The 12056-nt window shown below is 43.3% G+C and carries 10 protein-coding genes; 5 read left to right on the top strand and 5 right to left on the bottom strand.

Features of this window, described 5'->3' with window-relative positions; genetic code table 11:
- Positions 1–14: 14 nt before the first annotated feature.
- From QUA57_RS07865 to QUA57_RS07855, 3 genes are read right to left on the bottom strand one after another with little or no spacing between them, the layout of a single operon-like run.
- Positions 15–1619: an AAA family ATPase gene (locus tag QUA57_RS07865; RefSeq protein ID WP_333060146.1), complete on the bottom strand. Its 1605-nt coding sequence runs from the start codon at positions 1617–1619 to the stop codon at positions 15–17.
- A gap of 52 nt (positions 1620–1671) precedes the next feature.
- Positions 1672–2103 carry an ASCH domain-containing protein gene (locus QUA57_RS07860; RefSeq protein WP_333060147.1) on the bottom strand — a complete coding sequence of 144 codons (432 nt, stop codon included), beginning with the start codon at positions 2101–2103 and terminating at the stop codon, positions 1672–1674.
- 17 nt (positions 2104–2120) lie between these two features.
- A complete protein-coding gene (locus QUA57_RS07855) occupies positions 2121–4238 on the bottom strand; it encodes a GNAT family N-acetyltransferase (protein ID WP_333060148.1) in 2118 nt (705 codons plus the stop codon).
- Positions 4239–4567: 329 nt separating this feature from the next.
- Between QUA57_RS07855 and QUA57_RS07850 the strand changes: the two genes are divergently transcribed.
- Entirely contained in the window at positions 4568–6220 is a 1653-nt protein-coding gene (locus tag QUA57_RS07850) for an FAD-dependent oxidoreductase (RefSeq protein WP_333060149.1), read from the top strand.
- 71 nt (positions 6221–6291) lie between these two features.
- Here QUA57_RS07850 and QUA57_RS07845 read toward each other — a convergent pair whose 3' ends face one another.
- On the bottom strand, positions 6292–6669 hold the full coding sequence (locus QUA57_RS07845) for a GxxExxY protein (protein ID WP_333060150.1): 378 nt from the start codon (positions 6667–6669) through the stop codon (positions 6292–6294).
- A 157-nt stretch (positions 6670–6826) separates the two neighbouring features.
- Here QUA57_RS07845 and QUA57_RS07840 point away from each other — a divergent pair, with 157 nt between their 5' ends.
- From QUA57_RS07840 to QUA57_RS07825, 4 genes are all read left to right on the top strand, one after another.
- On the top strand, positions 6827–9550 hold the full coding sequence (locus QUA57_RS07840; RefSeq protein ID WP_333060151.1) for a valine--tRNA ligase: 2724 nt from the start codon (positions 6827–6829) through the stop codon (positions 9548–9550).
- Positions 9551–9746: 196 nt separating this feature from the next.
- Positions 9747–10058: a DUF433 domain-containing protein gene (locus tag QUA57_RS07835; protein WP_333060152.1), complete on the top strand. Its 312-nt coding sequence runs from the start codon at positions 9747–9749 to the stop codon at positions 10056–10058.
- Positions 10059–10406: a DUF5615 family PIN-like protein gene (locus tag QUA57_RS07830; RefSeq protein WP_333060153.1), complete on the top strand. Its 348-nt coding sequence runs from the start codon at positions 10059–10061 to the stop codon at positions 10404–10406.
- 74 nt (positions 10407–10480) lie between these two features.
- Positions 10481–10978 (top strand): hypothetical protein, encoded by a 498-nt coding sequence (locus tag QUA57_RS07825; protein ID WP_333060154.1) that lies wholly within the window; start codon positions 10481–10483, stop codon positions 10976–10978.
- 142 nt (positions 10979–11120) lie between these two features.
- Here QUA57_RS07825 and crtB read toward each other — a convergent pair whose 3' ends face one another.
- Positions 11121–12050: a 15-cis-phytoene synthase CrtB gene (gene crtB, locus QUA57_RS07820; protein ID WP_333060155.1), complete on the bottom strand. Its 930-nt coding sequence runs from the start codon at positions 12048–12050 to the stop codon at positions 11121–11123.
- Between the last annotated feature and the right edge of the window lie 6 nt (positions 12051–12056).

Here is a 12056-nt window from a genome sequence, read left to right as displayed (position 1 = left end):
ACGGCGTTAGATTGTCAATAGCCCAATTTTGTCTTGATATTTTCCCAGAGAAACTCATCCATTTTTTCCAGGCTATCAAAGAAGTATTCTTCGAGGTATGGCTCAATTTCCATTTGCCAAATATCTTGGATATCTTCAGCTAAGGTTTTTGTCAAAAAGAAAGAGATACCTAGTTCATAGTGTTTATTGTTAATTCCTCGATTGACATCTTCTAGAATGCTAGTTAATTTATCAACTGGAAAACCTGTTTCCTCTCTGTCGTGATACTGTCGCAGCACTTCATAGTTTGGATAGACGGGAATGAATGCGAAGCGGCGGCGGAGTGCGTTATCGACTAAGGCAATAGAACGGTCTGCTGTATTCATTGTGCCGATAATTCGGACATTTGTAGGGATTCTAAATTCTTCGCCACTGGCTAATTTAACGGTGCGATCGCGGTCATCAAGCAAATACATTAACTCTCCAAATACCTGAGATAAATTTGCACGGTTAATTTCATCAATAATCAGAACACAAATGTCTTGACAAGACTCAGCTTTGGTGCAAAATTCGAGGAATCTGCCGGGAACTATGGGATATGTTAATTGCCCATCTTGACTTTGCGGGCGGATGCCTTGAATAAAGTCTTCATAAGTATAAGCTGGATGAAATTGGATCGTGTCTGAAAAGCCGTCACCGCCACCGATTAAGTGTTGGGCGAGTTTTTCAGCTAGGAAGGTTTTTCCGGTTCCGGGCGGGCCTTGTAAGATGGCTTGTTGTTTGCGGTGGATGGTGCGTATCCAGCGCTTTAGTTTTGTTTCGTCAAAGCCAGTTTCTTCGGCACATTGGTTCAAAAGATATTCCGGTTGCAACTCTACTTCTTCTACAGCGTATTCAAACACAATTGCCTCATCTACTGATGGCACTTCGTTACTAGGAAAGTCATATTTTTTTCTCTCTACAAGCCAGTGGCAGAACATATCAAATACATCGTCCTCTCGGATAGATGGAACGCCAGTCTGGTGCATTTCTTTAGTTAATTCTTTGATCAGCTTGTGTCCGGTTAAGTTAGCATAGGAGTAGTCTATTAGCTGTTTGCTGTACGAAGTATTGGCGAAATAGTTAATAGCCTGTACTGACTTGTCATTAATCGCGAGAAACTCATCGGGACGGAGAGCATTGAGGATAGGCGTTAGCATTCCTATCTCGCCGAACAAGGAGACGCGCATTTCTTCTGAAAACTCTCTACAGGCCGAATATAGCTGACTCGGATCGTCGTTACAAGAGCAGACTAAATAAAAAATTAATTCGGCCATTCTTACTGGCGCTATTAATGACAATTTTTTATACGAGTTTGAATTCCATAATAACCCTTTTATTATGCACGGATTAATATGAATCCAGGCTCCCCTTTGTCGATTAGTAGGAGAGTCTTCGTAAGGTAGAAGTTTCAACATTATAGATTCAGTCACATCTTCTCCAGACTCAGCAGCAGCAGCGATCACTTCAAAATTTCGACGCCCCTGCTGACGCTGCTCCTGGTAAGCCGCTGTGTGACGCAACCCATCGGGAGTGTATGGATATGAATTGACAAATTCTTGAAATAGTTTGATAAACTCAGCCTTTTTTTTCGCTTCCATCCTCTTCTCAAAAACTCTCCATTATTTAATATTTTTCAGCAACACTTCCTGTCTAACTTTCTCCTAATGAATTGACAATGTTAAACTGCTTAGCTGTCAGGTATCGAAAACTCTGTGGCGGTTTAAGGTTAGGCAAGTTGTTTCTTAAACGATGTAACTCTACTGGCTGACTAAACCTACGAATATCTTTTAAAAAGATGCCTACACCTACTTTTACACCTTTGTAATAATCATAAAATTCTTCATGGCTAATTCCTGCTATGTTTTCAACTTCCTCCCAAAGATCTGCAATCGGTTTTTCAACAATATTATCCACATTGAAGGAACCAACTACAGCTTTTTCGGGAGATGAAACATAGATTACCACTAGATCTCCTTCATTCAAAAGTCGAGGTCGAACTCGGCGCAGTTCAACTGTTTTTGTATGGTTGAATATTTTAGTTGCGTACTCGGGACGAATAGAGAATAATAAGATATTTGACATTTGTAATTGTCCTAATTCTAGGTCTCGGTTCCTTCTTTGTAGATTATTCCAAAATCAGTTTTTGAAATCCTAAATACGCTTTGAACCGTTGTCTGCTTACCCAGTATTCCCTGAATTCTATTTAATGTCAATGGGTTAGTGAAAAGCTGAGTGTGGCTGAATCTGAGCGCCATGATATCTGCGTTTGCTTCGTCTTTTGCTATTTTCATTAAATCTTTTAATTCGTACACTCCTAAGCTGCGAAATTGTCGATATAGTTTGTCCGGCTTGTCTATGATAACTTCCTCTAGTCTAGAGCAAGCTTTAACCTCTTTTGTCCCCAGAGTAAATGATGAATTGGAGCTGACGTACCATAAAATTCTACCAATAACACCCGGTCTGAGGCCACCATTAGCCCACTTGCTTCTATAATATACAAGTTCCCGTTTTAGCGCTAGCTCAATTTGAGAGCCAAAAAGGTACTGCTTAGCTAACTCTTCATCGAATAAGTCTTTTGCCCATCTGGGTTGAATGGGAATCATGAAAGTAGGGAGGTCAGCATCAATAATCTTAGCAGGCCAAAGGCGACGTTCAAGCTCTGCCATCGTTCCTATATCTTGAATTAATTCGGGAGTCTTAAGGGTCTCTGCAATTTTCATGCAAAAATTATATTCTTCCCCTATTTGGGCTAGGTTTGCCAGTTTTTTAGACATATCTACTGCTGTTTCTGCTACAGGCGGATTGGCTTTTAAATACCCATTATTAACTCGAACAAAAGCATCTTCTTGAATAGCTTGTATAACAATTTCATCGAGATAATGGTCAATAATTCTCGTAAATTGCCTGTTTTCTTTTATTGAAACTGATATGGAGTGGAACAGTAAGTACCGTGCAAGGGCCGCTGCTAGAACACCGCGTTTAACTCCGAGCATTGTAACTTCTAATTCGTGATTTTTCTGTTGGCAATAGGCAATTAAAGCAAGGGGTTGATTTTCACCATCTAAAACGACATGACACTTAAATTTATCGGGATTGGAAATAATCTGGCGCAGATTTCTCTGAAAATCGGCTACTTTTTCGCGCCTATCAACCGCATAAAAACAGTTAGTTAATAGTAACTTATCAAATTTGCTATCAATTAGTTGAATCGTGAGATTCTGTATGCCGACAAACCTTACTGGTTGATATTGAGTATCTCGGCGAACATCATCCAGTTTAACAATTAAATCTGTAGGAGTCATAATTGCTAAACTAAAGTTTTCATATACCGCATCTGCTAAAGCTAATATTTTGAGGTCGCGAGTTAAAAAAATTAAGTAATCAGCAGCAATAGCTTGTGCTAATTGACGAACTAATGCTTCGTTTATTTCATCAAGATTGATACTGGAAATTAGACGATTGAGAGACTGCAATTTTGTTTCAAAAGCCTGCCGCTCGCAGTGGATTTTAGTAAAAGTCTCCCCTAACAGGCGTTTACGCTTTCGGAGATGGACATCAGAGATCGCATTTATTGCCTTATAAATCTCATCGGTAATACACAATTCCAAATAATCTTGTAACCAGTCAGCAAGTAGAGAGTCTGATTCCGCGCTTTCAATATCTTCATTACCGTGCAATTCTAAAAAAATACTTGTATCAATAACAGCACAAATTTTAGACTCAAGTTGTTGTGCAGCAGTTTGAGAAAATATAGTTGGATGACCGTGATCCAACCACCAAAGAGTAAGCAGTTTACCCTCCTTACTTCTTCCAGGCCGATCGTTGAGAGGAATAAAGCCCAGTGTTTCCCACATTCTATCTATTCCATAATCGCGACGGCATTTGAGTTGAATTCCATAAAAATTCTGAGTTTTTTGGCTGAGGGAATTGACTAGCTGTTTAGTAACACCCCGACCGCGATATGCAGGATCGACGCAGAGATGAACGATAACAATAATGTTGCGGCGACGCACTGGTCGGTAAAGCAGATAGCCAATGCAATTCTTTTGAGGATTGAGTGCTATAAGTATCACCCGATCTCTAGCACTTTCGCGAAAAGCACCTTCTGTAAAAAAACCCAGAGTTTTTTTATTGGCATCACCTAGGGCTATAACTGTTTCTAAATGGGGGGATGTTTCGTCAATCTCTTCAATTGTCACCTGTGTTTCTTCTGTCACTTTTTTGTACCTCCTTAAGTTACCGCCATACCTCAGTTTGATATAAATTTACTACTGAGTCAATGATTTGGGTGGCTATCTCGCCCTTACTTCCCTCTCAGTATCACATTACAAGCGGCTGGGAAAGTCGGGAGCCATAAAGTACGATCGCACCCCCCATCCTTACCCTCATCAATTGCCCTGCCAAACCAGTAACACTGGCAAAACCTCTAACAACAGTTGCCGGAAAATTTAAACTTGTGTCGAAATTATCTAAACGTGCTATATTCAATTCCGTCAACCCTGAACTGTGCTTTCAGGTAATGCAAATTTACAAACGAGTCAACTGAATGCTCTCTACTTTTAAGAAATTAGCTTCAATTGCAATTATCTTTGCCGCCCTAAAACTTTTACTTAATTATCCAGTTTTCAGAGAAATAGAAAATTATATCGCAAATAGAGACCCAGCAAGTGCTACCTTAGACGCTGGAAATCTGCCGCAAAAACCCAGCAGCCCGCCTCCGGTAGTTCCCAAAAAATCACCGGAGCAAAAGTTTGATGTAGTAGTATATGGTGATGAAGTACCGGGGATATGTGCGGCGATATGGGCTAAGAAAACTTTAGGCCCAAAGGGCAAAGTTGCGATCGTGCGATCGAACTACGGAAGAGATCCTTTGGGCGGCTTACTCACCCGCGGCGGTTTAGCTTACATCGATTTAGATAAAATCCCCGGTTGGTATCGCCAACCCTACGCCCAATGTTTTAAGGAATTCTTAGATAAAGCCAATGCGCGCGAATCTTGCTTAGATCCAAAAAAGGCAGATCGAGCTCTCAGGCAAATGCTTTCAGCAGCAAAAGTCAGAGTTATTTCCAACTCAGATCTTACTCCCCACGTCGTAGATAAAAAAATTGAATATGCCGAAGTAAAAGGCAGCACTCTAAAAATTAAAGCCAACTCTTTTATTGACGTAACTCAAGACGCTGAATTGGCTAGAAAAGCCGGATTATCTTATTATACCGGATATGAATCTCAAAATATAAAATCCAAAAATGAAACTTTAGCTGTCTCTGTAGTTCCGAGAATTACAGGTATAACGATGTCCGAATTCCGCAGTATAGAAGATGAAATTCTCTACAATCGGTCTTTGGTAAAAAAGATCAAAGAAAGCATTATGAAATCTAAAGATCCGGCTAGTACAAAATTCTGGCTGAGGAATTTCTGGAGTACGATTTATCAGCCATATACAGACGGCTACGATATCAGAAGCGTAGCCATAGGCGCAGCGTATCACATAGACAGAAATCTGCCCTTTAGTCAAAATAAAGGATTCTTTTTTGATAAAGGCAATGTCTGCGTTTATAACAAAAATGTACTCTCCTGGAACGGGTTTTTGTTTAAATACCAAGTTCACCAAATCATGAAGATGGAAGCTAACGGCAGAAAACCGACTCCTGAAATGATTAAAGAAATGTCACATCTCCAACACTGGCTACAAAAAAAGTCTGGTAAAGATGTGAGAGTATTTATTCCAGACGAGATTTATATCAGGCAAACTTTGAACGTTCGCGATGTGATAGATCCGCTGACGGGGAAGGAGATTATCAAAGGAGGAACAGTACCCGAAAAGTCGATCGGCAGTTTTTCCTACGATTTCGATATGCGGGGCGGAGTCAAGAATTTATCTGCGAGAATTCCGCCGCTGCCAGTCTATAATTTCGGAATAGAAAGTGCTTTAGCTAGCAAAGTGAAGAATTTAGCCATTGTCGGGCGATCGTCCGGTTATGTGGGTATGGCTGTATCCGTCGGGCGAATTGCGACGGTGAATATTTATCAAGGACAAGGTGTGGGCGTGGCGGCTGCCTTGGCTACCAAGTTCGGCGTACCTCTGAATTCGATTACTTCCGCTGAAACGAAAAAAACTCTGGAGGCTTTAACGGGGAAAACTACGTATTTGTCTGGGAGAGATACGAGTTATGGGGTGGATTATAAGGAGGTGAAATAATTAAAGATATTAAGAGGATTTAACCACAGAGGGCGCAGAGGGCGCAGAGAGGAGAGGGATGAGAGGTTTATTTAGGAGAGGATGAGGCGGCGGATTCCTTCTTTTAAAAAGCGGACGTTAAAGTTGATGAGAAGACCGAGAGGATAACCAGTCATTTTCAGATATGATATAACTTGAGCCTCATGGATAGGAAGTATAGTTTGGACTGACTTTAATTCAACTACGATAGTGTTGGCAACCAGCATATCGTATCTGCCTTCCCCAACAACAACACCTTTATAAGTTACATTTACTGTAGGTTGAGGTTGAAAAGGAATTCCCCGGCGCGAGAGTTCTTCACGCAACGAATTCTCATATACCGCTTCCAAAAACCCCGGCCCCAACTCCTTATGAACCTCCATTGCTGCCCCAATCACAGCATAAGTCAACTCATTAAGCTCCTCTCCCAACTCTCCTCTCTCCTCTTCTCAAACCTAGATCACAATCCTAACCCAAAACCCTCCCCACACTCTTCCCTCTGCGCCCTCTGCGCCCTCTGCGGTTCAAAACTCTTCTCCTCCCTCTCCTGTGGCACAATCTTAAATAAGATCAAACTCTCAAGCCACCATGACCGCAAACCTACCCCCCCAATACGACCCCCAAGCCACCGAAGCGAAGTGGCAAAAATACTGGGAAGACAACCAAACCTTCAAAGCTGACCCCGAAAAAGGCGGCGAACCTTACTGCGTAGTCATCCCGCCGCCCAACGTCACCGGCAGTCTCCACATGGGACACGCTTTTGAAGAGACGCTGATTGATGTCCTCGTCCGCTATCACCGCATGACTGGACGCAATACCCTGTGGTTGCCGGGAACGGATCATGCTAGCATCGCAGTTCAAACTATTCTCGAAAAGCAACTCAAAGCAGAAGGCAAAACTCGCCACGATTTAGGTAGAGAAAAATTCTTGGAACGGGCCTGGGAGTGGAAAGCTGAATCGGGCAATACTATTACTAATCAATTACGCAGTTTGGGCGTGTCTGTTGATTGGTCGCGCGAACGCTTTACGATGGATGAAGGCTTATCCGCTGCGGTTTTAGAAGCGTTTGTCCGTCTGTACGATGAGGGGCTGATTTATCGCGGCAATTACTTGGTGAATTGGTGTCCGGCTAGTCAGTCTGCTGTGTCGGATTTGGAGGTAGATCAGCAGGAAGTTGACGGGCATTTGTGGCATTTCCGCTATCCTTTGACGGACGGTTCTGGTTATTTGGAGGTGGCGACGACTCGGCCGGAAACGATGTTGGGCGATACTGGGGTGGCTGTGAATCCACAGGACGATCGCTACAAGCATCTTATCGGTAAAACTGTGACTTTGCCGATCGTGAATCGCGAAATCCCAATCATTGCTGATGAGTTTGTCGATCCGACTTTCGGAACTGGTTGTGTCAAGGTGACACCCGCCCACGATCCGAATGACTTCGAGATGGGTAAGCGTCACAATTTGCCGTTTATTAACATTATGAATAAGGACGGCACTTTAAATGAAAATGCCGGAGAGTTCCAGGGACAAGATCGATTTGTTGCCCGGAAAAATGTGGTGCAGCGGTTAGAAACTGACGGGGTTTTGGTTAAAATAGAAGATTACAAGCATACAGTACCCTACAGCGAACGCGGCAAAGTTCCGGTCGAACCGTTGCTATCTACTCAATGGTTTGTGAAGATAAACCCTCTTTCTCAACGCGCTTTAGAAGCATTAGATCAAAGTAACTCACCAGTCTTTGTTCCTGACAGATGGACAAAGGTTTATCGCGATTGGCTGGTGAAGCTAAAGGATTGGTGTATCTCCAGACAATTGTGGTGGGGACACCAAATCCCGGCTTGGTATGCTGTTAGCGAAACCCAAGGAGAAATTACTGATACAACACCTTTTATAGTTGCGAAAACTGAAGCTGAAGCTAAGGAAAAAGCTACGGCTAAATTTGGTAATGACGTGCAGCTAGCAAGAGATCCCGACGTATTGGATACTTGGTTTTCGTCTGGTTTGTGGCCTTTCTCAACTCTGGGATGGCCGGACGAAACTAAAGATTTGGAGTTTTACTATCCGACAACTACTTTGGTTACGGGTTTTGATATCATCTTTTTCTGGGTTGCTAGAATGACGATGATGGCCGGACATTTTACTGGAAAAATGCCTTTTGATACTGTTTACATTCACGGTTTGGTGTTGGATGAAAACGGTCAGAAAATGTCTAAGAGTAAAAACAACGGTATCGATCCGCTGCTGTTGATTGGCAAGTACGGTACTGATGCTTTGCGCTACACTTTGGTTAAGGAAGTGGTTGGGGCCGGTCAAAATATTCGCATGGAGTACGATCGCAAAACTGATGAATCGAAATCGGTGGAAGCTTCCCGGAACTTCACGAATAAGTTGTGGAATGCGGCCAGGTTTGTGATGATGAATTTGGAGGGACAGACCCCGCAGCAGTTGGGAAGTCCTTCTGTGGGAGGTGGTTTGGAATTGTGCGATCGCTGGATTCTTTCTCGCTACAATCAAGTTGTGCAGCAAAGCCGCAATTGTTTGGAAAATTACGGTTTGGGGGAAGCGGCGAAGGGACTTTATGAGTTTATTTGGGGCGATTTCTGTGACTGGTATATTGAGTTAGTCAAGTCTCGCTTGCAGCAGGATGCTGAACCAAATTCTAAAAAAGTGGCACAGCAAACTTTTGCTTTTGTGCTGGAAGGGATTCTGAAACTACTGCATCCTTTTATGCCGCACATTACTGAGGAAATTTGGCACACTCTGACTCAAACAGGTGAGGATGAATGTTTGGCTTTGCAGACTTATCCTGAAGCTTATCTCTCGCTAATTGATGCTGATTTGGAACAGCAGTTTGAGTTGTTGTTCGGTACAATTCGCACTATTCGCAATTTGCGGGCAGATGCTGATATCAAGCCCAGTGTGAAGGTGACGACGATTTTGCAAAGCGAAAGCGAGAAAGAACGCCAAATCATCTCAGATGGAGGTGTTTACATTCAGGATTTGGCAAAAGTCGAGAATCTGACAGTTACTGCTAATTTGGATGCAGATTTGGGACAGACAATTGCTGGGGTGGTCGGTACTGTGCAAGTATTGATTCCTCTGGCTGGGGTGGTCGATTTGGCGGCTTTGCGTGCTAAATTAGAGAAGAAGTTGAGCAAGGTGGAAGCTGAAATTAAGCATACTGCGGCGCGCTTGACTAATCAGAAGTTTGTGGATAAGGCTACTCCTGATGTAGTTCAGGGGGCGAGGGATGCTTTGGCGGAAGCCGAAAAACAAGCGGAGATTTTGCGCGATCGGCTAAAGTTGTTTTAATAGTTGACTGTTGACTGTTGACTGTTGACTGGTTTTAGTCAATTTGTAGGTGGCGTGAGGGCGAAGAATCTTGAAATCGCAAGGAAAATATTGACTCTCACGCACCGATCGCGCGATCGGCTATAATCAAATAAGATTTTACAAGGTCTTTTGTTTTTAACTTAACTATTTAGAGATTTTAGTTTGGGATCTCACTATGCTATCAATAATTTATCCTCATATCGAGAAAGTAGCGGGTCAACCCGCACGGTTGCAGCGGATACCCCGGGTGCGGGTTGTTCAGATTGTGATGGATTATTTAGCTTACGGTTGGTCAGTCGAAGAAATGTGCCGCCAGCATCCTTATTTGATGCCGTCGGAGGCTCATGCAGCGATGGCTTATTACTTCGACTTTCAATCTGAAATTGAGCAGGAGATTCGCGCGGAATGGGAGCAGGTACAACAGGAAAAATCTTTGCTTTTACCTTCACCATTTTTCGTGAGAATGCGAGCTAAGGGATTATTGTAAGTGGCAATTTTTCTGTACATGGACGTTCACATTCCCCAAGCAATTACCGAGCAGTTGCGCCGTCGTGGTGTAGATGTTTTGACTGCGATCGAAGATGGTGCGACAGAATTGCCGGATGATGAACTTTTGGAACGTGCCACTCAGCTAGGGAGAGTATTGTTTACTCAAGATATCCGTTTTAGGGCAATGGCTCAAGATTGGCAGCGTCAGGAAAGACAGTTTGCTGGTTTGATATTTGGACATCAGCTAGGCGGTACGATCGGACAATTTGTTAAGGATTTGGAGCTCATTACTTTAGCCTCGGAATCTGATGAATGGATGAATGCTGTTGAGTATATTCCTTTTTAGGACGATCGCACTTCCGTGTGAGAAAAATAGTAAAAATTAGGCCAAACAAAAATTACCAATCACTAATAACCCTCATGTTATATTTAGCCCAAGTAAAAAATCAGGAAAATTTAGGCGAGATAAGTCTGCAATTGCTGGCTTGCCAAAATTCTGATGATACTTGGGCTATTCTTAGTGAAGAAAGTTTCTTGACATTACCGAAAGATTTGGCTCAAAATTTAATTAACTCTGCAACTAATGTTTTAGAGGAAGGGATGCTAGTATTAGCAGATATTGGCGAAAATAACCAGGTTTTAAATATTCAAGCAGCTACAAACTGGGTACTACAATTAGTAGAGAAATATTTAACAACAGGCTTTACTCCCGATTTTTTGCAGCAAGAAGCCCAGAAAGCAGAAGATTGGAGGCAATCTCTCACTTTGCAGAGTCAAGAATTGTCTCGCCGCTTGATTGAAGTTGAAGCCCGCCGAGAACAAATTCAAAATTTAGAAGCAAAACTCCAGCAGGAAAAGCAATTGTTGGAAAGTTCGATCGCCCAATTGCAAATTCCGCCAGCTACTCCACTAATTTGACTTAAATTAACACACCAAAGCTAGGGACACGGCACTAGCGCATCCCCACAAACCTCATATGCAATTTGCTGGACATCATATAATTTGTAACTTGACAAATACCCCTTACCCGTTGCCGAATCGCCAGCACAATTGCCTGCGGCTAAAGCACTTTTGACTTCATCCAAGCGGCGGGGAGACACAGCAATTTCTGAGAATTGCTAACATAAGCCCGCTTCTGGAAAACATCGTACTGATTGCGTTCGATCGCATTTAAGATTCTGCTGTACAGCATTGTAGCCGCCCAAACAGTCCAGCGGATATCGGGACTGAGCACTTTAATTCCAGGTTCGGCGCTGGCGTATAATTTGCGAGCTCGCTGAATTTGAAACCGCATCAATTCCCGCCAGCGGTTGTCAATTACACCGTTGAATAAATCTTCTTCGGTGTAGTTAAACAAGGCTAAGTCTTCTAAGGGAATGTAAATGCGGCCACGGCGGGCGTCTTCTCCGACATCGCGCAGAATATTAGTCAACTGCTTGGCAATACCCAGGGCTATCGCTTCTTCTTTGGGAATTCTATTCCCCCAGTGCCAATTCCAGTTAGCAGCGGAGCTCGATTCGCCTACACCCATGACAGACATCGACATCAGCCCTACAGTACCCGCTACTCGATAACAGTAAAGATTGAGCTCTTCAAAAGTTTCGTAGCGGCTGCGGTACAAGTCCATTTGCTGGCCCGCAATCATCTCTCGAAACGGCTGAATGTCTATCGGGAAACGAGACAGCGTATCCACCAAAGCTACGTCGTAGTCATCGTGAGGATGGCCGGCAAACACAGATTCTAGGCGTTTTTCCCACAGATTGAGGGTTTCAGGAGTCGTTGCATCAGAACCCGGCCCGTCTACGAGTTCGTCGGTGCGGCGGCACCAGACGTAAATCGCCCAAATCGCCCGACGCTTGGCTTCGGGCATGAGTTGAGTGCCTAAATAAAAATTTTTGGCATAACTCGCGGTGACTTGGCGGCACAGTTCGTAAGAGTCATCCACAGAAGCCAGAGTTCTCATGCACTGGAGTTTTGACAGTTGCAGCATCCGAGA

Source organism: Microcoleus sp. Pol7_B2 (assembly GCF_036701035.1).
In the GTDB taxonomy this organism is placed as follows: domain Bacteria; phylum Cyanobacteriota; class Cyanobacteriia; order Cyanobacteriales; family Microcoleaceae; genus Microcoleus.
Note: the sequence above shows the minus strand (reverse complement) of the source record. Positions and strands in the feature narration are given on the sequence as shown.

Bases quoted from the DNA above. Each gene is read 5' to 3' on its own strand.
- QUA57_RS07860 (WP_333060147.1), bottom strand. From the start codon at position 2,103: ATGTCAAATATCTTATTATTCTCTATTCGTCCCGAGTACGCAACTAAA.
- QUA57_RS07865 (WP_333060146.1), bottom strand. From the start codon at position 1,619: ATGGAAGCGAAAAAAAAGGCTGAGTTTATCAAACTATTTCAAGAATTT.
- crtB (WP_333060155.1), bottom strand. From the start codon at position 12,050: ATGCTGCAACTGTCAAAACTCCAGTGCATGAGAACTCTGGCTTCTGTG.
- QUA57_RS07840 (WP_333060151.1), top strand. From the start codon at position 6,827: ATGACCGCAAACCTACCCCCCCAATACGACCCCCAAGCCACCGAAGCG.
- QUA57_RS07835 (WP_333060152.1), top strand. From the start codon at position 9,747: ATGCTATCAATAATTTATCCTCATATCGAGAAAGTAGCGGGTCAACCC.
- QUA57_RS07850 (WP_333060149.1), top strand. From the start codon at position 4,568: ATGCTCTCTACTTTTAAGAAATTAGCTTCAATTGCAATTATCTTTGCC.
- QUA57_RS07825 (WP_333060154.1), top strand. From the start codon at position 10,481: ATGTTATATTTAGCCCAAGTAAAAAATCAGGAAAATTTAGGCGAGATA.